This is a genomic window from Rhodococcus sp. DN22, from assembly GCF_036669995.1.
Taxonomy (GTDB): domain Bacteria; phylum Actinomycetota; class Actinomycetes; order Mycobacteriales; family Mycobacteriaceae; genus Rhodococcus_F; species Rhodococcus_F erythropolis.
Genome location: NZ_CP133326.1, coordinates 3,980,170 through 4,005,774 on the forward strand (window position 1 = coordinate 3,980,170; position 25,605 = coordinate 4,005,774).

Below are 25,605 nucleotides of genomic sequence, written 5' to 3' on the forward strand. Positions count from 1 at the left end.
CCCGCTCGGTTCGATGATTGCGCTGGGGAGCGCATGTCATGACTACACCAGAGAACTCGATCAGCGCTCTCGAAGTGGCCGAATCACCCGATGTCTGCGTCACCGACAATGCGTCCGTCAAGCGCGCTGTCAAGGCAACGATGCTCGGAAATGCCATGGAGTGGTTCGATTTCGGCGTTTACGCATATCTAGCTACCACTATAGGAAAAGTGTTCTTCCCGGACGCGAGCGGCAGCGCTCAACTCCTCTCTACCTTTGCAATTTTTGCGGCAGCCTTCATCGTCCGCCCTCTCGGCGGATTGTTCTTCGGTCCACTCGGTGACCGCATCGGACGCAAGAAAGTCCTGGCCACCACCATCATTCTGATGGCGGGCAGCACCTTCGCCATCGGCCTCATCCCGAGCTACGAATCCATCGGTATCGCCGCCCCGATCCTGCTGGTACTCCTACGCCTACTGCAGGGCTTTTCCACCGGCGGCGAATACGGCGGAGCCAGTACGTTCGTCGCCGAATACGCACCGGACAAGCGCCGCGGTTTCTTCGCCAGCTTCCTCGAATTCGGGACTCTGGCAGGATATGTGGCGGCAGCGGGCATCGTGACGATCATCCAGACCGTCGTCAGTGCCGAGGACCTACTCCAGTGGGGCTGGCGCATCCCCTTTCTCATTGCCGGACCTCTGGGTCTCATCGGCCTGTACCTCCGTCTACGTTTGGAGGAAACTCCCGCATTCCAGATGATGGAGCAGGCCGAAGAGCGCTCCCTCGCAGATGAATCCACAGGCAAGAAACTACGCGAAACTCTCGTCGACAACTGGCGTCCGCTTGTTCTGTGCATCGTCCTGGTGGCCACGTACAACATCGCTCACTACGGCCTGCTCAGCTACATGCCGACGTATCTGACCAACACGTTGGGTTACGACGAATCCCACGGACTCGTTCTGATGATCATCGTCATGATCGTGATGATGATGGGAATCAGCTACGTCGGAAAGTTCTCGGACCGCGTCGGGCGTAAACCCTTGCTGCTCAGCGGTTTCATCGGATTCTTCGTCCTGTCCCTGCCTGCCTACCTTCTGATCGGCGTCGGCAACTACGTGACGGTCTTCCTGGGACTCGCAATTCTCGGCGGCTTGCTCCTGCTGTTCGTCGGTGTGTTCCCGTCCGTGCTTCCCGCACTCTTTCCGACCGGAATCAGGTACGGCGGCTTGGCAATCGGATACAACCTCGCGGTCTCCATCTTCGGCGGGACCACTCCCCTGGTGCTCACCGCCCTCGAAAGTGCAACGGGCAGCAACTTGGTCGCACCGATGTACATGATGATCGCCGCCGTGATCGGCGGTATCGCAGTCCTGATGATCCCCGAGACCGCACGCAAGCCACTCGACGGCTCTCCGCCCTCCGTCGCCACCGACGAGGAAGCACGTCGGATCATCCGCAAGGTTCGTCGAAAGAGAATGAAGGCCGATAACCTCGAGGTATGAGCACGCCTCGAATCGTCGTCGTCGGCAGTATCAACATGGATCTGACCACGTCAGTGTCCAGATTCCCAGCTCCGGGAGAAACGCTGCTCGGCACTGCCTTTGCCACCGCGGCGGGAGGCAAAGGCAGCAACCAGGCCATCGCCGCCGCGAAGGCCGGTGGGGACGTGTCGTTCGTCGGCGCGGTCGGCGACGACGGTTTCGGCACCCAATTGCGCGAGACCCTGCAAGACGCCGGGGTCGACACCGCGTTGCTTCGTAGTGTCGACGGCCCGAGCGGCGTTGCCGCCATCACCGTGAGCGAGGACGCGGAGAACAACATCATCGTCGTCCCGGGCGCCAATTCCTCGGTCACCTCGTTGTCCGAAGTAGACCTCGACGCGATCGCACACGCCGACGTTCTCCTGTGCCAACTCGAAATACCCCTCGACACGGTCACCACAGCGGCCCGGCACGCGCGCGCCAACGGAACAACTGTCATCCTCAATCCTTCACCGGTACAAGACCTTCCGGGCGCCCTGATCGAGTCTGTCGACATCCTGATCGTCAACCAGACCGAGTCGGAGCAGTTGTCCGCGGTCACCGGTCGCGTCCGATACCTCGTCACGACGCTCGGGGCCGGCGGCGCGGATCTCCGGTCGGGCGAGGAGACAATCCACGCCGACTCCCCGGCCGTGACACCCGTGGATACAACTGGCGCAGGCGATGCTTTCACCGGCGCCTTCGCCGTGGAGTGGGTGCAGGGCCAGGACCGCGCCCTGCAGTTCGCTGCCACGGCGGGAAGTCTGGCGACGACGGTCCGCGGCGCGTCTGTGTCGTCACCCACTCGCGCTGCGATCGAAAAAGTCCTGAACCGACAGCTTGACTCTGACACCGTGTGAGGTCGTAAACCTGTAGGTATCGGGTTTGTGAGAGAGAAACGGGGCGAGCAAGGATGTTGAGCATCGGAGACTTCGCGAGAGCAGGTCGTGTGTCGGTGCGCATGCTCCGCCACTACGACGCCATCGGTCTGCTCAGACCCGCGAGGGTCGACGCATCCACCGGGTATCGCTCGTACACCGCGGGCCAGTTGGCGCTGCTCAACCGCATCGTCGCTCTCAAGGAGTTGGGCCTGACTCTGGCCCAGGTCCAGCAAGTGGTGGAGTCGGCGGTCACCGTCGACGAGATCCGCGGGATGCTCACGCTTCGCCGAGCAGAACTCGAAACCCGAATCCAGGAAGACACCGCGCGACTGGCGCATGTACAGGCGCGCCTACGGATCATCGAAAGTGAGGGACAGATGTCCGCATACGAGGTTGTGATCAAGTCAGTTCCGGCGCTGCGGGTCGCGGAGTTGACCGGTACCGCCAAGACGATGGATCCGTCGTCGATCGGCCCGGTGGTTCGCGGGTTGTACGAGCGCCTTTGTACCGGTTTGGATCGTGCCGGTATCGCCGCGATCGGACCCGCTGTCGCTTACTACGAGGATGCCGGTGACGACGAGAACGTCGTCGTCCATGCGGCGCTACCGGTAGACGCGAATCCCGATGGCGACTACGAGTTCGCTGTGGTGGACCTGCGGGCCGAAGAGCACGTGGCCTCGCTGCTGCACAAGGGTTCGATGGACAACTGCCTGCCCGCTTATCAGGCGTTGGCCCAATGGATCGACGCAGCGGGATACCTCAATGCCGGCCCCAGCCGTGAGGTGACGCTGGCGTGCCCGGAGGATGTCGACGGCTGGGTCACCGAACTGCAGGAACCTGTTGCCAAGGCCTGAAGCCCGCACGTGTCGGCAGGGTCGTGCACCATGGGGTCCATGACCACCGCCACTGCCCCAGCCATGCGCGACGAAGCCGAGCGGCTGCTCCGCGAACTCGCGGGGCCGGATGCCCGCCTACGCGAGGACCAGTGGACGGCCATCGAGGCGCTGGTGGTGCAGCGCAAACGCGCGCTCGTCGTACAGCGGACCGGCTGGGGCAAATCTGCGGTCTACTTCATCTCGGCGAAGCTGCTCCGGGCAACGGGCCACGGCCCCACCGTCATCGTCTCTCCGTTGTTGGCCCTGATGCGAAACCAGGTCAGTTCTGCCGAACGTGCCGGAGTGCGCGCCGCAACCATCAATTCGGGCAACGTCACCGAATGGGACGACATCCATGCCCGCGTCGCAGCCAATGATCTCGACGTCCTTCTGGTCAGCCCCGAGCGCCTGAACAACCCTGACTTCCGCGATCAGGTGCTCCCGGCCCTGGCAGCTGATGCCGGCCTGGTCGTAGTCGACGAGGCTCACTGCGTTTCCGACTGGGGCCACGACTTCCGTCCCGACTACCGCCGCATCAGGACCTTGATCGCCGAACTCGGCGAGGGCATTCCCGTCCTCGCAACCACGGCGACGGCCAACAACCGCGTCGTCGAGGACGTGTCCGCCCAACTCGGCGTCGGCGGTGAGGAAACCCTCGTCCTTCGCGGCGGGCTCGAACGCGAATCGCTTCACCTCTCTGTAGTCCACATTCCGGAGGCGACGGCGCGCGCTGCCTGGCTTGCCGACATGCTCGAGACGCTGCCGGGTTCGGGCATCATCTACACGCTGACGGTTTCGGCCGCGCGCGACCTCGCAAGCCTGCTCTCCGAGCGCGGCCATACCGTCGCCGCCTACACGGGCCAGACCGATCCCACTGAACGTGAATCTCTCGAGCAGGACTTGTTGGGTAATCGCGTCAAGGCTCTGGTGGCCACCTCGGCACTCGGGATGGGCTTCGACAAGCCTGATCTCGGGTTCGTCGTCCACCTCGGCGCACCGTCGTCGCCGATCTCGTACTACCAGCAGGTGGGCCGCGCCGGTCGTTCCACCGACAGGGCAGACGTGATCCTCCTGCCTGGCGCCGAGGACAAGCAGATCTGGAGTTACTTCGCCTCGGTCGCCTTCCCCCGCGAGCACCTGGTCCGCAGCGTCATCGAACACCTCGACACCGAAAAGGCCACGTCGACACCGGCACTCGAACCTCTGGTGGAGCTCAATCGCACGCGTCTCGAGATGGTCCTCAAAGTCCTCGACGTCGACGGCGCGGTCAAACGCGTCAAGGGCGGGTGGATCAGCACCGGCGAACCCTGGGTGTACGACGCCGAGCGCTACGGCCGACTCGACGACGCTCGCCAGGCCGAGCAGGCCGCAATGGTCGAGTACCAGAGCATCACGACGTGTCGAATGACCTTCCTGCGTGAACAACTCGACGATCCTGGTCTGACCTCGGAGAACTCACAGTGCGGTCGCTGTGACAACTGCACAGGCAATCGCTACGACACCACTGTCGACACCGCCGCCCTCGACGAGACTCGGGCGCGCTTGCAGCGCCCCGGATTCGACCTGGAGCCGCGCAAGATGTGGCCGACCGGCCTGAGCAAGCTGGGCGTCAAGCTGTCCGGGAAGATCACCGAGGGGCCCGAAACCGGGCGCATTCTCGGACGGATGTCGGACCTGGGCTGGGGTCAACGTCTCCGCGCGCTTTTCGACGGTCCCGACGCCGAGGTACCCGATGCGGTGGTCAGCGCGTGTATCAGCGTTCTGGCCGCCTGGAATTGGGCCGAGCGACCCACCGGTGTCATGGCCCTCGAATCCACGACGCATCCTTTGTTGGTGTCGAGCCTGGCTGCCAAGTTGGCCGAGGTCGGGCGATTGACCGACCTGGGCACCCTTCGCTTGCGGCCCGACCACCCTCCGGTGTCGGCAGCGAACTCCGCCTATCGCGTGTCCGGACTGGTCGATGTTTGGGAAGTCCCGGACATGAGTATCCACCAGGGACCAATACTTCTTGTCGACGCAATCGCTGATACCGGTTGGACTTTCACGATGGCCGCGCGCGCACTTCGACAGGCTGGTGCGCACTCGGTACTTCCGTTGGCACTCGCGAGCCCGAAATAGCGATTTTTTGCCCGAAATAGTCGCTCGGACAACGGCAAAAGTTACATAATGTGAGCACCATCACATTCATGTCCTCACCTGGGGCGCAACGGGTTCCACACGGCCCGAAACGGACATCTGCATGACTTCGCCAGCAATGATTGTTACGTTCAGATGACCGATGAAGCCTGTTGATACGAGAGCTATCCCGACCACCGCGCCGGACGCGGTGTTGTTCAGAAGCCCACAGATCGATGACGGAGTCCGGCTCTGGGAGATCGCACGTGATTCGAAGGTGCTCGACCTCAATTCGAGTTATGCATACCTGTTGTGGTGCAGGGATTTCAGCGCGACGTCCATCGTCGCGGAGGTAGACGGCCGCGTAGTCGGATTCGTTTCCGGTTATACCCGTCCCAGCGCTCAGGAAACCCTGTTCGTGTGGCAAGTGGCGGTCGACGAAGACCAGCGCGGCAAGGCAATTGCTGCCCGCATGCTGTCCGACTTGATGGATCGCACTGCCCCGCTGGGTGTTACACATCTGGAGACGACGATCAGCCCCGACAACGAGGCTTCGATCGCACTCTTCACCGCGCTCGCACGTCGGCGCGAAGTACCGATAACCAGGCAGACCTTGTTCTCGCCCAACGATTTTCCCGATGGACACGAAGCCGAAGATCTTTACACGATCGGCGCCTAGCGCACTTCGCGCTCGGCATACAGCATGCCCCGGAGGAACAAAGAAGATATGAATATCAACGAAGCAAGCATTTTTGAAACCCTCGAGTCCGAGGTTCGCAGCTACTGCCGTGACTGGCCCGCAGTGTTCACCAGCGCATCCGGATCCTGGATTCGTGACGAGAACGGACGCGACTACCTCGATTTCTTCGCCGGTGCCGGCGCCCTCAACTACGGCCACAACAACCCGGTGCTCAAGTCCGCACTGGTCGACTACATCATGAGCGACGGCATCACGCACGGCCTCGACATGTCGACAGTCGCCAAACGCGAATTCCTCGAGACCTTTCAGCGCAACATCCTCGAGCCGCGCGGCCTGGACTACAAGGTCCAGTTCCCCGGCCCGACCGGATCGAACACCGTCGAGGCTGCACTGAAGCTGGCCCGCAAGGTCACCGGACGTTCGGCAGTCATCAACTTCACCAACGCATTTCACGGAATGACACTTGGTGCACTCTCCGTGACCGGTAACTCGATGAAGCGCGCGGGCGCCGGTGTCCCCCTCGTGCACACGACACCGATGCCCTTCGACAACTACTTCGACGGCGTCACCGAGGACTTCCAGTGGTTCTCCCGCGTTCTCGATGATTCCGGCAGTGGAATCAACCGCCCCGCGGCAGTGATCGTCGAAACCGTGCAGGGTGAAGGTGGCGTCAATGTCGCTCGCCCCGAATGGCTTCGGGCGCTGGCAACACTGTGCTCGGATCGCGGAATCCTGTTGATCGTCGACGACGTCCAGATGGGTTGCGGCCGTACCGGCCCGTTCTTCTCCTTCGAAGAGGCCGGAATCGTTCCCGACATCGTCACGTTGTCCAAGTCGATCAGCGGCTACGGAATGCCGATGGCGCTCACGCTGTTCAAGCGTGAACTCGACGTCTGGGGACCGGGCGAGCACAACGGCACCTTCCGCGGCAACAACCCGGCGTTCGTCACCTCCAAGGTGGCACTCGACCACTACTGGTCCGACGACGCACTCACCAAGACGACGTTGAAGAAGGGCGCACGCATCAGCGAATGCTTCGCCAACCTCTCCGATCAGTTCCCCGGCGAGGTCTCGCACCGCGGGCGTGGCTTGGTTCAGGGCCTCGTCTTCGAACAGCCCGAGCGCGCCGGCAAGGTCTGCCAGTTGGCATTCGACGAGGGATTGCTCGCCGAGACCTCCGGACCCTCCGACCAGGTTGTGAAACTGCTTCCCGCACTGACGATTACCGACGACGAGCTCGAGCACGGCCTCTCCATCCTGGCCGAGGCGACACTCAAGGTCTGCAGCTAGAGGAAGGACTCTCCCATGATCGTTCGCACCACCACCGAGATCACCGACACCGACCGCGACATCACGAGTGAGGACGGAAACTGGCGCAGCAAGCGCATCGTCCTCGGCGGCGACCGCGTCGGGTTCTCGTTCCACGAGACCACCATCAAGGCGGGTTCGGTCAACGAGTTCCATTACGCCAACCACGTCGAGGCTGTCTGGCTCGTCGAGGGCACCGGCAAGCTGATCGACCTCGACAACAACAAGGAATACGATCTCGCACCGGGGTCGATGTACCTGCTCAACGGCCACGAGCGTCACCGCGTCGAGCCGGACACGCAGATGCGCATGCTGTGCGTGTTCAATCCGCCGGTCACCGGGCGTGAGGTGCACGACGAGAACGGTGTCTACCCACTGGTGGAGGTCCCCGCGTAGCGTCTAGTCATGGCGACTGACACCTCTCCACGCGTAGCGATCGGCCCCGTCCCCGATGCACTGCTCGACAGCGCGGTGCTTCGGGGCGGCGGTCTGATCAGTCCGATCGACACTGCGGACGCCCTGATCTGGGCGGGCTCACCCGAGACCTTTCCGTCGGAGTTACCGGCGTCGGTCAGGTGGGTGCAGCTTCCGTCGGCGGGAATCGAGGATTGGTTCGACTCCGGTGTGATTCCGAGGGACACAGAAATCACGTGGACCTCGGCGGCCGGTGCATTTTCGGCGTCGGTGGCCGAGCATGCACTCATGCTTCTCTTGGCCGGAGTTCGTCACTTGCCTGCACACATCGAGGCTCGAACGTGGCGTCAGTTCGAGTTCTTTCCCAAGATCGGCACCCTCCGTGGCTCGACGGTTGCGATCATCGGCGCAGGCGGTATCGGCCGCGCGCTGATTCCGATGCTGGCCGCGCAGGGGGCGGACAGCATCGCAGTCAATCGTTCCGGTAGCCCGGTCCCCGGGGCGATCTCCACGTACCCCGCATCCAGAATGGATGAAATCTATTCTCGCGCAGATCACTTCGTGATTGCTGCGCCCGCCACCCCGGCCACCCGTCACCTCGTGGGTCGTGCGCAGTTGGCGGCGATGCAACCCCATTCCTGGGTGATCAATGTCGCGCGCGGATCACTGGTCGACACCGACGCACTGGTCGAGGCCATCGAGTCGGAACAGATCGGCGGCGCCGGTCTCGACGTCACCGATCCCGAACCCCTCCCGGACGGTCACCCACTGTGGGATCTGACGAATGCGATCATCACACCCCACGATTCCAATCCGCCAGGCGTTCGCCCCGCCGCCTTCGCGGATCACGTCTCCAAGAACGTGACCCGCTTCGCGAAGGGTGAGGCGCTGGCTGCCCTCGTGGACCCAGTAGCCGGATACTGAGCACGCCGCCGAAGCTCGAATGCTCGGTCCACGGTTGCCACAAATTACTGTGGCGACTGCGTCTCCGGAAAGAAGAGCGCCCGCGCCCGGCGAGCGACCTCTTCGGCAGGTACATCCTCGACCTTCGTGCATACTGCCCACCTGTGGCCGAACGGATCGAGAAACACTCCATGCCGGTCGCCCGAAAATGTATCGGCCACAGCCGTGACCAGCGTGCCTCCCTCGGCGACTGCCCGAGCGACAAACTCGTCCGTGTCCTCGGTGTAGACGACGATCGACGAATGCACCCAGCCGTCCTGCGGTGATTTGAGACCGAAGTCCGGCATCTCCTGCGAAAGCTGCAGCATCGAATCGCCGATCCGGATCTCCGCATGCATGAGGGAGCCGTCAGGTGCGTTCATCGCATCGACTATCCCAGCTCCAAGTGCTCGTTTGTAGTAGTCGAGTGCGGCATGGCCGTCCGGCACCGCAAGGTAGGGAGTGATCGTGCGGTAACCAGCAGGGATCGGGTTCACTGTGTTCATGTGTACGAGTATTGGCGATCGCACACGTGTTCTATTGAACATTTCGGACTTCCTCCGCGCCTCCGTCCCGCACACGCGCCTATCCTGGAACGGTGCCTACCGACAACAGCCGCCTCGACGCCCTCCCCGAGCTCCTGGCCGGCCGTCGCCTGGCAGTTCTGACGGGCGCCGGCATCTCCACCGACTCCGGAATCCCGGACTACCGCGGACCTGATTCACCCCCGCGCAATCCGATGACGTTCCAACAGTTCATCGGCGATCCGGCGTTTCGGCGGCACTACTGGGCGCGCAACCACATCGGCTGGCGATACATGGACAGCTCCCGCCCCAACCAGGGCCACCGGGCCGTCGCGGCACTGGAACGAACAGGGCGAGCCGTCGGCGTGATCACCCAGAACGTCGACCTCCTGCACACCAAGGCCGGCGCGCGAAACGTCATCGACCTCCACGGCACCTACGCGCAGGTTCGATGCCTGAGCTGCCAGCGGCTGATCTCCCGCACCACTCTCGCGGAGAGGCTGGAAGAAGCCAATCCTGGATTCGCCGAAACAGTCGCTGCTGCAACAGGAGTCGAAATCGCACCCGACGCAGATGCCGTGATCGAATCCACCGCACACTTTCGCGTCGTGGATTGCGCCGTGTGCGGTGGCTTACTCAAACCGGACATCGTCTACTTCGGCGAATCCGTCCCCAAGGAACGCGTCGCCCGTGCGTACAGCCTCGTCGACCAATCCGACGCACTGTTGGTAGCCGGGTCGTCGTTGACCGTGATGTCCGGCCTACGTTTCGTCCGGCATGCCGCCAAGACCGGGAAGCCGATCGCCATCGTCAATCGAGGCACGACTCGCGGCGACGAATTCGCCGACCTCAAGCTCGAAGTCGGTTGCGCTGAAGCACTTTCCGCCCTCGTTGAACACGAAAGCTACAGCGCCACCAAGTCGTCCGCGTGAACCACAGGACGCTGCATGTCGGCCGGTAGATCGGTGGTGGAGCGCCCCAGGATCTCCTCGATCTCCGCAGCGTCGAACGCAACGACACCCCGGGCGACGGGCTTCTCCCCCGGCCCCATCAGGGACACGACGTCGCCGGCGTGGAAGTCACCGGATACACCGACGATGCCAGCGGACAGAAGGCTTCGACGCTTGGACACGACCGCGCGGACGGCGCCTTCGTCGAGGTGGAGGTCACCCGATGTGTCAGCGGCGTGACGAACCCAGAATCGGCGGGCCGACAATCGCGTCGGCCGGGGCGCAAATGCCGTTCCGACATCGGCACCACTGAGTGCCTGCGCAGCGTCCGATGCTGCCGCGAGCAGAACTGGCACGCCGGAATCAGCGGCCAGGCGTGCTGCTGAGAGCTTCGACGCCATGCCTCCGGTACCGAGGGCGCCACCCGAACCGGCAACCACACCGTCGAGATCCTCGGGACTGTTGACCTCGGGAATCAGTGTGGCATCGCCCTTTCGGGGATCCCCGTCGTACAGTCCGTCCACATCCGACAACAGGATCAACGCGTCGGCGCCGACCAGATGAGCAACCAGAGCAGCCAGCCGATCGTTGTCACCGAATCGAAGTTCGGTGGTGGCAACGGTGTCGTTCTCGTTCACGATCGCCACCGCGTGCAATGCCCGTAGACGATCGAGTGTCCGTTGGGCGTTGCGGTGCTGCGTCCGTCGAGCGATGTCGTCAGCCGTGAGTAGAACCTGCCCGACGGTACGGCCGTAACGGGCGAACGACGTACCCCACGCGTGAGCCAGAGCCAACTGACCGACGCTGGCCGCAGCCTGCTTGGTCGCGAGATCGCGAGGCCGCTTGGTCAGTCCCAGCGGCGCCAGTCCGGCGCCGACGGCACCGGACGAGACGACGACGACATCGGAACCCGCACGCATGCGAGCCTCGATGGCATCGGCCAACAGATCGAGTCGGTGAGTATCGAGTCCCGCCACCAGACTGGTGAGCGCAGACGACCCGATCTTCACGACGATACTGTGAGCCGACGCTATCGACTCCCTGGTGGACCCGAGCACAGTCCCGTTCCCTCTCTTCGGTTTTCGTCCTGAAATCGCGTGAGTCAGGCGTCTTCGTCGAGCAAGCCGCGGCGGACACGACGCGCGTGCTTGCGCTCGTCGGCGCCGATGCGCTCCACCTGATCGAGACGCGGGTCGGTTCCACGGCCCGTGCGGGTCAGATCGATACCGGCCGGCGTCATCGGCTCCCACTCGAAGCTGACGTCACCGATGGTGACGGAAGCTCCTGGCTGAGCGCCCTTCTTGACCAATGCGTCCTCGACGCCCAATCGAGCAAGACGGTCGGCGAGGTAACCAACGGCCTCGTCGTTGTCGAAGGCGGTCTGACGAATCCACCGCTCCGGGCGGGTGCCTCGGACGACGAACCCACCGGGAATATCGGGATCCTTCTCGATGGTGAAGCTGGAATCCTTGACCTTGACCGGGCGAATGACCTGGCGCTTCGGCTCGGGCTTCGGATGAGCTTCGCGGTAGTCGCGGACCATCTTCGCCAACGCGAATGTCAACGGTCGCAATCCTTCTCGGCTCACCGCCGAGATGGTGAAGACCGGCCATCCGCGAGCTTCGATCTCAGGCGTGACCATTTCGGCCAATTCGGCGGCCTCGGGAACGTCGGTCTTGTTGAGGATGACGACGCGCGGGCGCTTGTCGAGGTCACCGAGTCCCGAATCGCCGGAGAGCGCAGGCGTGTACGCAGCCAGCTCTGCTTCCAGGGCGTCGATGTCGGAGATCGGGTCACGTCCCGGATCGAGGGTGGCGCAGTCGATCACGTGCGCCAATACGGCGCAGCGTTCGATGTGGCGCAGGAAGTCCAGGCCCAAACCGCGGCCTTCGCTGGCACCGGGGATCAGCCCGGGCACGTCGGCGACGGTGAAGGTGGTGTCGCCGCTCGAGACGACGCCGAGGTTGGGGACCAGAGTGGTGAAGGGGTAGTCGGCGATCTTCGGCTTGGCCGCAGAGAGAACGGACACAAGCGAAGACTTACCGGCGGAGGGGAATCCGAGCAGACCGACGTCGGCTACCGACTTGAGTTCGAGAACCAGGTCACGCTCGACACCGTCCTCACCGAGGAGTGCGAAACCGGGAGCTTTGCGGGCTTTCGAGGCGAGTGCTGCGTTGCCGAGTCCGCCGCGGCCGCCCTGAGCGGCGTCGAAGCGTGAACCGACTCCCACGAGGTCGGCAAGCACGTTGCCGTCGGTATCGAGAACCACAGTTCCATCCGGAACCTTGAGGATGAGGTCTTCACCGTTTGCACCCTCGCGGTTACTGCCGGCGCCCTGCTTGCCGTTGGTCGCCTTCGCGTTGGGATGGAAGTGAAAGTCGAGGAGGGTGTGGATGTTCTCGTCGACCACGAGGATGACGTCGCCACCGCGACCTCCGTTGGCACCGTCCGGACCGCCGAGCGGTTTGAACTTCTCGCGGTGTACGGAGGCGCAACCATTGCCGCCTTTTCCAGCGCTGACGTGCAGCACAACACGGTCAATGAATCGGGACATGACTGCCGGATCCTTCCTCAGTCAATTGCGGGTCTCACGCGATGAGCTGAACTTCTGGTGAGCAGGGTTGCTCGGGGCAAAACGGGTACTGCTTAAACAAACGATAGGGGCGGACCGGGTTATTTCAACCCTGGTCCGCCCCTATCGGGAGCTTGGAACGCGTCACTCTCTTACCGAAAGCAGAACCGGCTTACCGAAGTAGAACCGATGACGCACAACTAGCGAGAAAGACTAGACCTCAGCCGCAACAACGGCCGGAACGATGTTCACGGTCTTGCGTCCACGCTTCTGGCCGAACTCGACTGCGCCGGCAGCGAGAGCGAACAGGGTGTCGTCGCCGCCACGGCCGACGTTGACGCCGGGGTGGAAGTGCGTGCCGCGCTGGCGAACCAGGATTTCGCCTGCGCTGACCGACTGGCCGCCGAAGCGCTTCACGCCGAGGCGCTGGGCGTTTGAATCGCGACCGTTACGGGAGCTGGATGCACCCTTCTTATGTGCCATGCTATTGACCCTCCTCGGGTGAAATTAGCTAGAAAGAACTGGTTACTTGATGCCCGTGACCTTGAGCACCGTGATCGGCTGCCTGTGGCCCTGACGCTTGTGGTAACCGGTCTTGTTCTTGAACTTGTGGATGCGGATCTTCGGGCCCTTGGTGTGCTCGACGATCTCACTGGTGACTGCGACCTTGGCCAGCTTGGCCGCGTCGGTGGTCAGGTCAGATCCGTCGACCACGAGAACGGGAGCAAGCGAGACAGCAGTGCCGGGCTCACCCTCGATCTTCTCGACCTTGACGAGGTCACCAACAGCGACCTTGTACTGCTTTCCGCCGGTCTTGACGATCGCGTACGTTGCCATCGGAGGGCTACCCCTTGCTTCTTCGAACTTGCTCGCGCTGCTGCCTGAGGCTTCAAATGCATCGCGACTGGTCTGGTTTATGTCACCTCGGCTCGGCACTGACGTACCGGGACATTCACGCGCACTCTAGGCACACGGAATCTCTACCGCCGGGTGGCGACCCTCCAAGGTTACGGGAAAGCAACCGTCAGGGTCAAACCGCCCCGCCGAGGGGTGGTGCTTACTACTCTGTACTGCTTCTACCAGCTGAAACTTCGGATAGCGGTTGGATGTCCTCGCTCATCGCGAAGTCATCCAACCGACCGAAAGCCAGTAGTTCTTACTCTCCGTCTACCGGAGGACCTGCGGGACGTGCTGCTGCACGCCTGCGACGGGGTCTCTTGACGACGACAACTTCTTCCTCGGCCGGAACTTCGGTGGCCGGAGCCGGAACGTTTTCCGCGACCGCGTCCACCACGGGTTCCGGAGTCGGAATCACGAAGACCGTGCCCACCTCGGGAGCTGCCTCGGCAACCGGTGCCGACGCTGCCCGCGACGCCCGGCGACTACGCCGACGACCGCGCGGAGCTGCTTCGGTCGAAGCTGCGGCCGACTCGTTGTCCACTGCGGATACTTCTTCCGCAGCAGAGTCCACAACAGGAACGTCATGGCGCTCAGCAGCAGCAGGAGTATCGATCGGCCGATCTTGTTGCCGATCGGCACTTTTGGATGCATCGTCCCCCGAAGACACACCGGCGGAATCAGACTCGGTCGAGTCGGCCGCGACGGTCTCGTCGTCGTCGTGGTGATGCGAGGCCATCGCCAATGCCACCGGATGAGCCCGCTTGACCGTCGCGTCGACGGCCGGAACCTCTGGCGCCGGAGCTTCCTGTCCGTTGGACTCGGTCGAAGCCGACTTGTCTCCGCGGCCACGCTTGTTCTTGCGCGAGGTACCGGAATCACTGCGCTGCGAGCCCGAACGCGATCCTCCGTCGTCCGAGGACTTCACCTCGACGGGCTCGGAATGGACGATGATGCCGCGGCCGTGGCAGTGCTCACAGGTGGTCGAGAAGGCCTCGACCAATCCGGTGCCCAACTTCTTGCGCGTCATCTGCACGAGCCCGAGTGACGTGACCTCCGACACCTGATGGCGCGTGCGATCGCGACCCAGGCATTCGGTGAGCCGACGCAGGACCAGGTCCCGGTTCGATTCGAGAACCATGTCGATGAAGTCGACGACGATCATTCCGCCGATGTCCCGCAGGCGCATCTGGCGAACGATCTCCTCGGCCGCTTCGAGGTTGTTACGGGTGACGGTCTCTTCGAGGTTTCCGCCGGCTCCGGTGAACTTGCCGGTGTTGACGTCGACGACGGTCATGGCCTCGGTGCGGTCGATCACCAGGGTGCCGCCGGACGGCAGCCACACCTTGCGATCGAGTGCCTTGGCCAACTGCTCGTCGATACGGCGAGCCGCGAAGACGTCGATACCGTTGTTCGGCGTGTACTTCTCGAGCCGCGGAAGCAGGTCGGGCGCAACGGAGTTGATGTAGTTCTCGACCGTCGTGTGCGCCTTCTCGCCCTCGATGACCAGCTTGGAGAAGTCCTCGTTGAACAGATCACGAATGACCTTGACCAGCATGTCAGGCTCTTCGTACAGCGCCTGCGGGTTGCCGGACTTACCGGTGTCCGCAGCCGCAGCCTGCTCCTCGATGCCGGCCCACTGAGCCTGCAGACGAGTCACGTCGCGCGCCAACTCTTCTTCGCTGACGCCCTCGGACGCCGTGCGAATGATCACGCCCGCGTCGGCGGGCACGATGTCGCGCAAGATTTCCTTGAGACGCTTGCGCTCGGTGTCCGGAAGCTTGCGGCTGATACCCGTGGACGTACCACCGGGCACGTAGACGAGGAAACGACCGGCAAGCGAAATCTGTGTCGTCAGTCGAGCACCCTTGTGGCCGACCGGATCCTTGCTGACCTGAACGAGCACCTGATCGCCAGGCTTGAGAGCCTGCTCGATCTTGCGCGAGTTGCCACCGAGACCAGCAGCCTCCCAGTTGACCTCACCGGCGTAGAGAACACCGTTGCGGCCACGTCCGATGTCGATGAACGCAGCTTCCATGCTGGGGAGCACGTTCTGGACACGTCCGAGGTACACGTTGCCGACCATCGACGCGGACGCCGAGTTGGTGACGAAGTGCTCGACCAGCACTCCGTCTTCGAGGACTGCTACCTGTGTAGTCGCATGCGGCTGACCGCTGTCTGCCCGATCGCGCACGACCATGACGCGATCGACGGCCTCACGACGCGCGAGGAACTCCGACTCGGTCAGGATCGGTGGGCGACGTCGGCCGGCGTCACGACCGTCGCGGCGACGCTGACGCTTCGCTTCCAGACGTGTCGAACCACTGATGCCCTGGACCTCGTCCTTGACGCGGGTCTTGTTGCGCGGCTCGCGCTCGTGAACGACGGTGTTCGGCGGATCGTCCTCGGACGTCGCAGTCGCGTCGGTGGCGCCGTCGGTGCCGGTCTTGCGACGACGACGACGGCGGCGACGGCGGCTCGATCCGTCGGCATCGAGATCGGAATCGTCGGCATTCTCGGAATCCGCATCAGCGGTGGACTCGGACTTATCACCGGATTCTTCGCCGGCAGCGTCGTCGGTTTGCTTCTCGACTGCCGCAGGGGCAGATTCCTGCTCCGATTCGGTAGCGGTATCCGACTCTTCGTCCGAACCCTGCTCGCCACCCTGTTCACCGCGACCACGTCCACGTCCACGGCGTCCACGACGACGGCGACGCGGCTGATCGTCGTCCTCGTCCTCGGACTCGGCGCTCTCGCCCTCGGTTTGCGGTGCGGTCACAGCCGGCTCTTCGACGGCAGGAACTGCAACCGGCGCTGCCTCGGGAACGACGGTTTCGGCTTCCGCGGTTGTCTGCTTCTCTTCGACGACCGCCGGTGCAGCAGGCTCGCGGCGTGCGCGACGGCGACGCGGAGCTACCTCGGCGGCTTCGAGATCCGGCTGCAGGAACAGCGGGACCTGCGGCGCGGCGGGAGCCACCTCGGGCTGATGGGTCTGCGGTGCCTCGAAGGAAGTGAACAGATCGGACTGCTCGGCTTCCTTGCTCTGCAGCGCAGCTGCGGCGTCGAGTCCAGCGCTGATCTCGGCGACAGCCGGATCCACTGTTTCTTCTGCTGCAGGTTCTTCGACGACGACCTTTTTGCGAGTGCGACGAGCCCTGACAGGCTTCTCGGCCGGAGCCTCTGCAACAGGAGCAGCCTCCACGGGAGCTTCTGCAGCAGGCTCCTCGGCAACCGGCGCCTCGACAACCGGGTCGATGAGGGTGTCGAGCTCGGCGACGACGGGCTCGATGGCCTCGGCCGCGGAAGTCAACGAGGCATGAATCCGCTGAGCGACGTCACGGTGGAGACTCGACTGCGCGCTGCGCAATTCGGTACCGAGCGCTGCGGCTTCGGCAAGGACCTGCTTGCTGGTGACGCCGAGCAACTTCGCCAGCGCGTGTACGCGCATCTTGTCGGGAAATTCCGGGGTGGTGCTGGAATCTGATTCGGTTGGGGATTGATCGGCCACGTAAGTCTCCTCAGCCCCCGGGCGCGTCCAACCCAGAAGTCGAGTTGTCACGCGGCCACGCGGGAGCGTGCTGTGTGTACTCGCACTCAGAAGTGAGTACGAGATTGTAAGGTCTCGCTCCGCATGGTCCGCAATGCCCGTTATTCACTGCGAGCACATGAAGTGCCTGGCTGGATGGCCGTTGTCCTGTGCGCGAGCGCCTGATCATCCAGCGTGCAGAGGTCCAGGGATTTCCTGTTGACCTGGAGCAGCGATGAAAGGGCATCGAACCTAGGTGTCATCCGGTTGAACGTGCGTAAAACAAATTGCGGTTCAACTGAAAGCAGTATCCCACACCAACGCGCCTGCAACTGCAAAGGGCGCACCGATGTGGGATACGTGCCGAGAATTCGCTGTGGAGATGTGGGCCGAAGGCCCGTTCATGTGGGCCAGAGGCCCGATCGGAGATTCAGATGGACGACAGCGCGGGGAACCACAGAGCGATTTCACGCTCTGCCGACTCCACGGAGTCGCTGCCGTGAACGAGGTTCTGCTGCGCTTCGAGTCCGAAGTCGCCGCGGATCGTACCCGGAAGAGCCTTGTCGACCGGGTCGGTTCCGCCGGCCAACTGACGGAAAGCAGCGATGGCTCGGGGGCCTTCGAGCACTGCGGCCACCAGCGGACCGGAGGTGATGAACTCCAACAAGCTCGGGTAGAACGGACGCTCGGCGTGTTCTGCGTAGTGGCTACCAGCCACCTCTTCGGAAGCTACGCGGAGGTCGAGTGCTGCAATTGTCAGGCCTTTGCGCTCGATACGGCTGAGGATTTCTCCTACGTATCCACGGGCAACGGCGTCGGGCTTGATAAGTACGAGGGTGCGCTCAGTCACAGCGGACAGCCTAAATGGTCAGTCCCGCTGACCGGGAAGCAGGCCCTTGTCCATCCGGCGCTTGATGTCTCTCTGCAGGTAGACGAGGTATCCCCAGACGATCCCGAAGGTGATCGCCACACCGGCGATCGACGGGTGGACGAAGAAACCGAACAGAAGAATCACCTGCAGCGCGACGTTGAACCCCATCGCCCACGGCTTGCCCTGGATGCCCGCACCCAGAATCATCAGTACCGCCAACCCGATGATGAATCCCGCGGAGGCCGCGGTGAGGCCTCCGCCGACGACCGCGACAACCGGCAAAGCCAGCAGCACGACGATCGCCTCGAGGATCAGGGTTCCGGCCATCACTCCGCGGAAGCTTTTCCACGGGTCCTTGGTCGGCGGCCCGAACTCGCCGGCAGTGTCTCCGGGCTCGTGGTCTCCGGACTCGGGATTGGCATCTGACGGGGTACTCACGCGGGGTCCTTTCCGAACAGCGTGCGGGCGGCGCCTGCGGTCACGACGGATCCCGTCACCACCACACCCGCCCCTGATACGGCCTCACCGGGTTCGGCGACCTGCTCGGCGATTTCGATCGCGACTTCCAAGGCGTCGGCAAGCACCGGCGCAACGACGACGCGCTCGTCGCCGAACTTCGCGACGGCGATGTTCGCCAGTTCTTCGACGTCCATCGCCCGGGGTGACCCGTTGTGGGTGACGACGATCTCGTCGAAGACGGATTCGAATGCAGTCAAGATGGCGTCGACGTCCTTGTCCGCCATGACGCTGACCACTCCCACGAGCTTGCGGAAGTCGAACTCGGCGGACAGTGCGGCCGCGAGAGCGCGAGCACCGTCTGGATTGTGGGCGGCGTCGAGAAAGACCGTCGGCGCACTCCGAACACGTTCGAGGCGACCGGGATTGACGACCGAGGCGAACCCGTTGCGGATTGCATCCTGATCCAGTTGTCGATCCGGACCGGCACCGAAGAACGCTTCTACGGCAGCGAGCGCGAGCGCGGCGTTGCGCGCCTGATGCTCACCGTGAAGGGGGAGGAAGATGTCGGTGTACACACCGCTCAAGCCTTGAAGTTCGAGCTGCTGTCCGCCCACCGCGATCTGGCGAGCAAGCACCTTGAACTCCGAGCCTTCACGAGCGACCGCGGCCTCCACCTCGACAGCACGCCGCAGCAATACCTCCATGACTTCGGGAGTCTGCTCGGCGATGATCGCGACGGTGTCCACCGGAACCAGGTCCTCGCGGCCCTTCTTGATGATCCCGGCCTTCTCCTCCGCGATCCCGGCCAGGTCGGTGCCCAGGTACTCGGCGTGATCGAGGCTGATCGGGGTGATCACCGCAACCTGCCCGTCGATCACGTTGGTGGCGTCCCAGCGTCCGCCGAGGCCGACCTCGACCACGGCGACGTCGACCGGCGCCTCCGCGAAGGCCGCATAGGCCATGGCGGTGAGCACTTCGAACTTGCTCATCGCCGGTCCCCCGGCTTCCTCCGACTGTGCGTCGATCATCTGCACGTACGGCTCGATCTCGCGGAACGTGTCCACGTAGAGCCGCGGCGAGATCGGATGACCGTCGATGCTGATCCGCTCGGTCGCGATCTGCAGATGAGGGCTGGTGGTTCGCCCGGTGCGACGATGCAGAGCCGTCATCAACGAATCGATCATGCGCGTTACCGACGTCTTACCGTTGGTTCCCGTGACGTGCACCGACGGATAGTTGTGCTGAGGCGAGCCCAGGACATCCATGAGCGCCTCGATACGAGTCAGTGACGGCTCGATCTTGGTCTCGGGCCAACGCTTGTCGAGTTCTGCTTCCACCAGCGCCAGTTCGGCGATGTCGACCGGAGTCGGAACCGAACTCTGAGCGTCGAATTGGGACGGTTCGTACGAACTCACTTGTCGGCCAACTCCTTCAGACGTCCCGTGATGCGCTCGATCTCTTCGACGGCGATCTGGCGACGTGTCTTGATCTTGTCGACGACGGCGTCGGGCGCCTTCGCCAGGAAGGCCTCGTTCGCCAGCTTGTTGTCAGCGGTGACGAGCTCCTTCTGCGCTGCCGCGAGGTCCTTTTCGAGCCGCTTCTTCTCCGCGCCGAGGTCGATGGTGCCCGAGGTGTCGATGTCGACAGTGACGGTGCCCTGGCTCAGGCGCACCTCGACGGAGATCGACGCGGTGAATCCCTCTTCGGGTTCGGTCAGCTTGGCCAGCGCCGCCACGTAGGCGAACTGGCCGTCCATGCCGGCCTCCGAGAGCCCGGACGCACGAGCCGGGACCTTCTGGGAAGGCTTGAGTCCCTGATCGTTTCGGAATCGTCGCACCTCGGTGATCAGCTTCTGCGTGTCTTCGATCCTGGTTGCGGCCTGGGCGTCGACTGCCTCACCGGACAACACGGGCCATTCGGCGACGACCACGGACTCGCCGCCGGTGAGCACCTTCCACAGGGTTTCGGTCACGAACGGAATGACCGGGTGCAGGAGGCGGAGCAGTGCATCGAGAACGTTGCCGAGCACGGCGCGGGTGTTCGCGGCGACGGCCTCGTCGGCGGCGAACTGCACCTTGGCGAGTTCGAGGTACCAGTCACAGACCTCGTCCCACGCGAAGTGGAACAGGCCTTCGCACGCCTTGCTGAACTCGTAGCGATCGAATGCGGCGTCCGCCTCGGCCTGGACCGTGTCGAGACGGTCGAGGATCCAACGATCGGCGTCGGTCAGTTCGCTTCGAGCGGGCAGCGGCGCGGGAGCAGCGCCGTTCATCAGAGCGAACTTGGTCGCGTTGAACAACTTGGTCGCGAAGTTGCGCGAGGACTGCGCCGAATCCTCACCGACGGACAGGTCGCTGCCCGGGTTGGCGCCGCGTGCAAGTGTGAATCGCAGGGCGTCGGCGCCGAAACGATCGACCCAGTCGAGTGGGTCGATACCGTTGCCGCGAGACTTCGACATCTTCTTGCCGTACTGATCGCGGACCAGTCCGTGCAGGAACACGTCCTTGAACGGCATCTGCGCGCCGGACTTACCCGGACCGGCGGTGATCGACTCGTCCTCGGACACGTAAGTGCCGAACATCATCATGCGGGCGACCCAGAAGAACAGGATGTCGTAGCCGGTGACGAGAACACTGGTGGGATAGAACTTTTCGAGTTCGGGTGTGTTGTCCGGCCAGCCCATCGTCGAGAAGGGCCACAGTCCGGAGGAGAACCAGGTATCGAGGACGTCGGGATCCTGGACCCAGCCTTCCGGCGCCGTTTCGTCAGGACCGAAGCACGCAACTTCACCCTCGGGGCCGTACCAGACCGGAATGCGGTGACCCCACCAGAGTTGACGGGAAATGCACCAGTCATGCATGTTGTCGACCCAGTCGAACCAGCGTGGCTCCTGGCTCGCCGGGTGAATGACGGTGTCCCCGTTGCGAACCGCGTCACCCGCAGCCTTGGCGAGCGTCTCGACCTTGACCCACCACTGCAACGAGAGACGAGGCTCGATGGCCTCGCCACTGCGCTCGGAGTGCCCGACGCTGTGCAGGTACGGGCGCTTCTCGGCGACGACGCGTCCCTGCTCGGCGAGAGCTTCGCGAACCTTGACGCGAGCCTCGAAGCGGTCCATTCCGTCGAATTCGGTTCCGGTGTCGGCAATCTTGCCGGTCTTGTCCATGACTGTGGGCATCGGCAGGTTGTGCCGCAGGCCCATCTCGAAGTCGTTGGGATCGTGAGCCGGCGTGATCTTCACAGCGCCGGTTCCGAACTCGGGGTCGACGTAGTCGTCGGCGATGATCGGGATCTGACGCCCGGTGAACGGATGATCGAGAGTGGTGCCGATGAGGTGCTTGTAGCGCTCGTCCTCGGGATGGACCGCTACTGCGGTGTCACCGAGCATTGTCTCGACGCGAGTGGTCGCGACGATGACGTGCGGCTCGTTGTCGTCGAGCGAGCCGTAGCGCAGGGAAACCAGCTCACCCTCGACGTCCTCGAACTTCACCTCGATGTCGGAGATCGCGGTCTGCAGCACCGGCGACCAGTTCACGAGACGCTCGGCGCGGTAGATCAGGCCCTCGTCGAACATGCGCTTGAAGACGGTCTGGACGGCGCGGGAGAGGCCCTCGTCCATCGTGAAACGATCACGACTCCAGTCGACGCCGTCACCGATGCGCCGCATCTGGCCACCGATGGTTCCACCGGATTCGCGCTTCCAGTCCCAGACCTTGTCGATGAACAGCTCGCGGCCGAAATCTTCCTTGGTCTTTCCGTCGGCAGCGAGTTGCTTCTCGACGACGGACTGCGTGGCGATACCGGCGTGGTCCATGCCTGGCAGCCACAGCACCTCGTAGCCCTGCATCCGCTTGCGACGGCTGAGCACGTCCATGAGGGTGTGATCCAGGGCATGGCCCATGTGCAGGCTGCCGGTGACGTTCGGGGGCGGCAGCACGATGGAGTAGCCGGGCTTGTCGCTGGTCGCGTCGGCCTGGAAGTACCCGGCGTCTACCCAGCCTTGATACAGATCGGCCTCTACCGCGCTGGGGTCCCAGCTCTTGGGTAGGGCGTCGGCGGGGGTCTGGGGGTTCTCTGGAGCTGCACTGGTCACCACTTGATCCTAATGACTCCCCCGTCGTGAACGAATTCGCCCGTCGGCCGCCGCGGCGCACACGAACGACTGCCCCGCGGTCCGGGGTCAGCCGAACAAACGATATTCACCGATCCGCTCGGCTGACAGGATCGCTCTGAAGGACGACCGACCAACTACCCGTGGAGCAAATATGTTGAACAACTGGAGTTCTCGCCGTCCCGGCGTTCGAACCTTGGCGGCGGCCGCGACGATCGGAGCGGCGGTTGCCCTCGTGCTTCCGGCGACTGCGTCCGCTGCCCCCGGCATCGAAGAAAGTGTGCAAGGAAGCATCGACAGTGGCAGCGCCACGATCAACGGAAGCGTCGGCGATATCGGGAACGACATCGCAAACGGCATCGCCAGCGGCAGCGTGGGTGACATCGTCGGCGGGATCGCCACCGGGAACCTCAACGACGTCCTCGGCGGCCTGAACGCCGGCTCGACCAGCGCGACGGACATCGTCAACGGCCTGGCCAGTGGCAACGTCAGGGACATTCTCAGTGGCCTGGCCAGCGGCAGCGGCGGCGGCGGATCGTTTGCGCCCACGCAGCGCTGCGACGCCTCGACCGTCTCGGGCGGCGCAGGAATCACCAGCACCAAGCACGAACTCGGCCGCGGTGGCCCGACCTCGTTCGTGCTCGGCTACGAGACCGAAAACGTCCCGGACCTGATCGAGGTGTACTACGAAGGTCGGTTGATCCACAGCACCGGATACATCGGCGACAACATCAACGAGGGAACTGGTTCAGCTGTCGTCAACGTGCCCGCCGGTGGGGCGTCGTCCGTTCTGGTTCGCGTCACGGGCCCTGACCACACCGAGTGGTCGTACACCGTTCGTTGCCCCGGCGCCTGATTCCGGTCCGGATCCACGCGAAGACGCTCGTGCCTCGTTCGGTGTTTCATCCGAACGAGGCACGCGCGGGTTCAGCCCAGAATCTCCGGTAGCGCGACATCTTCGCCGAGAACGTGCTCGGAGAGGAACGCGGTGACCACCTCGTACCAGATCTTGGTGTGCTGCGGCTTGAGCACCCAATGATTCTCGTCGGGGAAGTAGAGGAAGCGATGGTCCGTTTTCCCGTCGTCGTCGGCGGGCAGACCTGACTCGGCAAGCAGTTCGTACCAGAGTCGCAAGCCCTCACCGATCGGAACCCGGTAGTCCTTGTCGCCATGGATGACCAGCATCGGAGTCGTGATGTCCGCGACGTACAGATGCGGCGAATTCTCGACGGCCATCTCAGGCGACATCTCGCGCTGCCAGTACCAGGCAGCGTCCGTCGTCGGGCCGAATTGATCGAGTGCCCACAGACTCGCGTGGGTGACGATGGCGTCGAAACGGTTGGTATGTCCGGCAATCCAGTTGGCCATGTAACCACCGAACGAACCACCCATCGCGCCGGTTCGCTTGGGGTCGATCTCGGGCTGGGCGACAGCAGCATCGGTGATCGCCATCAGATCGGTGAAGGGCGCCTTGCCCCACTGACCCCACCCCCGCTGGACGAAGTCCTGGCCGTATCCGGTCGAGAGCGCGGGATCTGGTAGCAGTACTGCATAGCCCTTGGCGACGAGCAGCCACGGATTCCACCGCCAGGACCAGGTGTTCCACGAACCGAGTGGGCCGCCGTGGACCCAGAGAAGCAATGGCACCGGTGCATGCGGCGCGGCGCCCGTCGGCAGCGCCAACCAGCTACGCACCGTCGAACCGTCCTCGGCACGCGCGGTGATCTCGGTCAGTGTTCCCGGCAGCTCCGGCAAAGTGTCGGGCCCACGAAGTGCGGTGATCTCACCTGATCGCAGATCGACCCGCACCACGTGCGGGGGCGCTTCGTACGAGGCTCGCAACGCGTAGATCGACTCACCGTCCGGCGCCACTCGAAGGTCGGTGTACGCCGCGTCGTCGGCTGTCAGGCGCACTGGTTGGCCCCACAGGTCGATGGTGAAGATCGGACCGCGGCCGCCGTCGTCAGCGGTGACGACCAGCCCGGATCCGTCGGGTAGCCAGGCAAGTGAGGTAGGCCAGCGATCCCAGCCGTCGGCGACGCCGGTCACGGCACCGGATCCGAAGTCGTAGAGCTGCAGAGTCATTCGTGGTGCGGACTCCGGTGTGGTGAGTGTCTCCCGGATGAACGCGAGCTTGGTTCCGTCCGGCGAGAGCACCGGGTTGTAGACGTCCGCGTCGGCCTCGTCGACAAGCGTGACTCGGTCACCGGTCACCGTGTCGATCCGAACCAACGTCGATCGGCGGGCGGCACTCGCATCGCCGACAGTCCACGTGGTCACGACGAAGAGACCGTCGTCGGAAATCGTGGTCGACGTCTCCCGCAGCGCTGCGCCTGCCGTCGGTGTGATGTCCCGCAACTCGACGGATTCCTTCGAATCCGTCTCGGCCACAACCAGATGCGGATGATCGGGGCCCAGGTCGTGGTCCCAGTGGCGCACCGGATAACCGGTGTGCAGCATCGCCGTGACTTTCTTGTCCTTGCGCGCCGATCGCACCTGATCGTCCTGGTCGAGGCTGATCGCCGAAGCCATGACCGACGTCTGGGCCACGAACGTCGGCGCCGCCTTCGCCGCTGATACCGACGAGATACCACCGGGACGCGAGATCAGCAGCTGAGCTTCTCCGCCCGCCGCTGGTAGGCGCCAGAGTGCTGGTTGCGGATCACTCTCGCCCGGCACGGCTCGCGTGGCAGTGAAGAGCACGTCGCCGTCGAACGCGAAGGCAGCACCGGACTCGCTGGTCGAACCCCAGGTCAACCGACGCGCAGGACGCCGGCCTTCCGGGTCGATCTCCCACAACGAGGACACGTATTCGGCGCTCTTGTCGTCGAGAACGGCGCGCGCGCAGATCAGCAGCGAGCCGTCAGGTGACAACACCAGGCCGGACAACCTGGCCAGAGCGATGTAGTCGTCGAGTTCGTCGAACGGTGTGCCTGCGTGGAGCTCGGGAATCTGGGTCAC

21 protein-coding genes are annotated in these 25,605 nt (G+C 63.7%); 10 read left to right on the forward strand and 11 right to left on the reverse strand.

Annotated features, from left to right (window positions below; translation table 11 throughout):
- Window positions 1-38 precede the first annotated feature (38 nt).
- The 8 genes from RA302_RS18145 (at window position 39) to RA302_RS18180 (ending at window position 8,716) form a co-directional block, all read left to right on the forward strand.
- A complete protein-coding gene (locus RA302_RS18145; protein ID WP_003944479.1) occupies window positions 39-1,481 on the forward strand; it encodes an MFS transporter in 1,443 nt (480 codons plus the stop codon).
- Window positions 1,478-2,359: a ribokinase gene (locus RA302_RS18150; protein WP_064689239.1), complete on the forward strand. Its 882-nt coding sequence runs from the start codon at window positions 1,478-1,480 to the stop codon at window positions 2,357-2,359. The genes RA302_RS18145 and RA302_RS18150 overlap by 4 nt, the downstream gene beginning before the upstream one ends.
- A 53-nt stretch (window positions 2,360-2,412) precedes the next feature.
- Complete coding sequence (locus tag RA302_RS18155) at window positions 2,413-3,234, forward strand: MerR family transcriptional regulator (protein ID WP_064113179.1); 822 nt, start codon at window positions 2,413-2,415, stop codon at window positions 3,232-3,234.
- A gap of 39 nt (window positions 3,235-3,273) precedes the next feature.
- The gene (locus tag RA302_RS18160; protein WP_030536630.1) at window positions 3,274-5,373 is read left to right on the forward strand and encodes a DEAD/DEAH box helicase; all 2,100 of its coding nucleotides are present in this window, start codon (window positions 3,274-3,276) and stop codon (window positions 5,371-5,373) included.
- Window positions 5,374-5,533: 160 nt separating this feature from the next.
- Window positions 5,534-6,049 (forward strand): diaminobutyrate acetyltransferase, encoded by a 516-nt coding sequence (gene ectA, locus RA302_RS18165; protein ID WP_003944572.1) that lies wholly within the window; start codon window positions 5,534-5,536, stop codon window positions 6,047-6,049.
- 48 nt (window positions 6,050-6,097) lie between these two features.
- Entirely contained in the window at window positions 6,098-7,360 is a 1,263-nt protein-coding gene (ectB, locus tag RA302_RS18170; protein WP_007731008.1) for a diaminobutyrate--2-oxoglutarate transaminase, read from the forward strand.
- 15 nt (window positions 7,361-7,375) lie between these two features.
- Window positions 7,376-7,774, forward strand: coding sequence for an ectoine synthase (locus RA302_RS18175; protein ID WP_003944463.1), 399 nt, complete (start codon window positions 7,376-7,378; stop codon window positions 7,772-7,774).
- A 9-nt stretch (window positions 7,775-7,783) separates the two neighbouring features.
- Window positions 7,784-8,716 carry a D-isomer specific 2-hydroxyacid dehydrogenase family protein gene (locus RA302_RS18180; protein ID WP_030536631.1) on the forward strand — a complete coding sequence of 311 codons (933 nt, stop codon included), beginning with the start codon at window positions 7,784-7,786 and terminating at the stop codon, window positions 8,714-8,716.
- Window positions 8,717-8,760: 44 nt separating this feature from the next.
- On the opposite strand, the gene RA302_RS18185 is transcribed toward RA302_RS18180, so the two are convergent.
- Window positions 8,761-9,282, reverse strand: coding sequence for a VOC family protein (locus RA302_RS18185; RefSeq protein ID WP_083291576.1), 522 nt, complete (start codon window positions 9,280-9,282; stop codon window positions 8,761-8,763).
- A 50-nt stretch (window positions 9,283-9,332) separates the two neighbouring features.
- On the opposite strand from RA302_RS18185, the gene RA302_RS18190 reads away from it, so the two are divergent.
- Window positions 9,333-10,190, forward strand: coding sequence for an NAD-dependent protein deacetylase (locus RA302_RS18190; protein ID WP_042450219.1), 858 nt, complete (start codon window positions 9,333-9,335; stop codon window positions 10,188-10,190).
- Here the strand turns inward: RA302_RS18190 and proB are convergent.
- The 9 genes from proB to RA302_RS18235 form a co-directional block, all read right to left on the reverse strand.
- Window positions 10,163-11,266 (reverse strand): glutamate 5-kinase, encoded by a 1,104-nt coding sequence (gene proB / locus RA302_RS18195; protein ID WP_003944552.1) that lies wholly within the window; start codon window positions 11,264-11,266, stop codon window positions 10,163-10,165. The two genes, RA302_RS18190 and proB, sit on opposite strands and share 28 nt — an antisense overlap.
- Window positions 11,267-11,310: 44 nt before the next feature.
- Window positions 11,311-12,762: a GTPase ObgE gene (obgE, locus tag RA302_RS18200; RefSeq protein ID WP_003944579.1), complete on the reverse strand. Its 1,452-nt coding sequence runs from the start codon at window positions 12,760-12,762 to the stop codon at window positions 11,311-11,313.
- A gap of 231 nt (window positions 12,763-12,993) precedes the next feature.
- Window positions 12,994-13,263, reverse strand: coding sequence for a 50S ribosomal protein L27 (gene rpmA / locus RA302_RS18205; protein ID WP_003944532.1), 270 nt, complete (start codon window positions 13,261-13,263; stop codon window positions 12,994-12,996).
- 42 nt (window positions 13,264-13,305) lie between these two features.
- Window positions 13,306-13,617, reverse strand: coding sequence for a 50S ribosomal protein L21 (gene rplU, locus RA302_RS18210; RefSeq protein ID WP_003944533.1), 312 nt, complete (start codon window positions 13,615-13,617; stop codon window positions 13,306-13,308).
- Between the two features lie 319 nt (window positions 13,618-13,936).
- Complete coding sequence (locus tag RA302_RS18215; protein WP_070161365.1) at window positions 13,937-17,185, reverse strand: translation initiation factor IF-2 N-terminal domain-containing protein; 3,249 nt, start codon at window positions 17,183-17,185, stop codon at window positions 13,937-13,939.
- 448 nt (window positions 17,186-17,633) lie between these two features.
- On the reverse strand, window positions 17,634-18,053 hold the full coding sequence (gene ndk / locus RA302_RS18220; RefSeq protein ID WP_003944527.1) for a nucleoside-diphosphate kinase: 420 nt from the start codon (window positions 18,051-18,053) through the stop codon (window positions 17,634-17,636).
- Window positions 18,054-18,071: 18 nt separating this feature from the next.
- Window positions 18,072-18,512, reverse strand: a complete 441-nt coding sequence (locus RA302_RS18225; protein ID WP_003944448.1) for a DUF4233 domain-containing protein — start codon at window positions 18,510-18,512, stop codon at window positions 18,072-18,074.
- Window positions 18,509-19,948 carry a folylpolyglutamate synthase/dihydrofolate synthase family protein gene (locus tag RA302_RS18230; protein WP_030536635.1) on the reverse strand — a complete coding sequence of 480 codons (1,440 nt, stop codon included), beginning with the start codon at window positions 19,946-19,948 and terminating at the stop codon, window positions 18,509-18,511. The genes RA302_RS18225 and RA302_RS18230 overlap by 4 nt, the downstream gene beginning before the upstream one ends.
- The gene (locus tag RA302_RS18235) at window positions 19,945-22,626 is read right to left on the reverse strand and encodes a valine--tRNA ligase (protein ID WP_070161377.1); all 2,682 of its coding nucleotides are present in this window, start codon (window positions 22,624-22,626) and stop codon (window positions 19,945-19,947) included. The genes RA302_RS18230 and RA302_RS18235 overlap by 4 nt, the downstream gene beginning before the upstream one ends.
- A gap of 172 nt (window positions 22,627-22,798) precedes the next feature.
- On the opposite strand from RA302_RS18235, the gene RA302_RS18240 reads away from it, so the two are divergent.
- Window positions 22,799-23,500, forward strand: coding sequence for a hypothetical protein (locus RA302_RS18240; RefSeq protein WP_019749074.1), 702 nt, complete (start codon window positions 22,799-22,801; stop codon window positions 23,498-23,500).
- A 71-nt stretch (window positions 23,501-23,571) separates the two neighbouring features.
- Here the strand turns inward: RA302_RS18240 and RA302_RS18245 are convergent, their stop codons facing one another.
- Window positions 23,572-25,605 carry a S9 family peptidase gene (locus RA302_RS18245; RefSeq protein WP_070161379.1) on the reverse strand — a complete coding sequence of 678 codons (2,034 nt, stop codon included), beginning with the start codon at window positions 25,603-25,605 and terminating at the stop codon, window positions 23,572-23,574.

What these genes read in the sequence shown, in the direction of transcription:
- RA302_RS18145 (WP_003944479.1), top strand. Translation starts at nt 39, where the DNA reads ATGACTACACCAGAGAACTCGATCAGCGCTCTCGAAGTGGCCGAATCA.
- RA302_RS18150 (WP_064689239.1), top strand. Translation starts at nt 1,478, where the DNA reads ATGAGCACGCCTCGAATCGTCGTCGTCGGCAGTATCAACATGGATCTG.
- RA302_RS18155 (WP_064113179.1), top strand. Translation starts at nt 2,413, where the DNA reads ATGTTGAGCATCGGAGACTTCGCGAGAGCAGGTCGTGTGTCGGTGCGC.
- RA302_RS18160 (WP_030536630.1), top strand. Translation starts at nt 3,274, where the DNA reads ATGACCACCGCCACTGCCCCAGCCATGCGCGACGAAGCCGAGCGGCTG.
- ectA (WP_003944572.1), top strand. Translation starts at nt 5,534, where the DNA reads ATGAAGCCTGTTGATACGAGAGCTATCCCGACCACCGCGCCGGACGCG.
- ectB (WP_007731008.1), top strand. Translation starts at nt 6,098, where the DNA reads ATGAATATCAACGAAGCAAGCATTTTTGAAACCCTCGAGTCCGAGGTT.
- RA302_RS18175 (WP_003944463.1), top strand. Translation starts at nt 7,376, where the DNA reads ATGATCGTTCGCACCACCACCGAGATCACCGACACCGACCGCGACATC.
- RA302_RS18180 (WP_030536631.1), top strand. Translation starts at nt 7,784, where the DNA reads ATGGCGACTGACACCTCTCCACGCGTAGCGATCGGCCCCGTCCCCGAT.
- RA302_RS18185 (WP_083291576.1), bottom strand. Translation starts at nt 9,282, where the DNA reads ATGTTCAATAGAACACGTGTGCGATCGCCAATACTCGTACACATGAAC.
- obgE (WP_003944579.1), bottom strand. Translation starts at nt 12,762, where the DNA reads ATGTCCCGATTCATTGACCGTGTTGTGCTGCACGTCAGCGCTGGAAAA.
- rpmA (WP_003944532.1), bottom strand. Translation starts at nt 13,263, where the DNA reads ATGGCACATAAGAAGGGTGCATCCAGCTCCCGTAACGGTCGCGATTCA.
- rplU (WP_003944533.1), bottom strand. Translation starts at nt 13,617, where the DNA reads ATGGCAACGTACGCGATCGTCAAGACCGGCGGAAAGCAGTACAAGGTC.
- RA302_RS18240 (WP_019749074.1), top strand. Translation starts at nt 22,799, where the DNA reads ATGTTGAACAACTGGAGTTCTCGCCGTCCCGGCGTTCGAACCTTGGCG.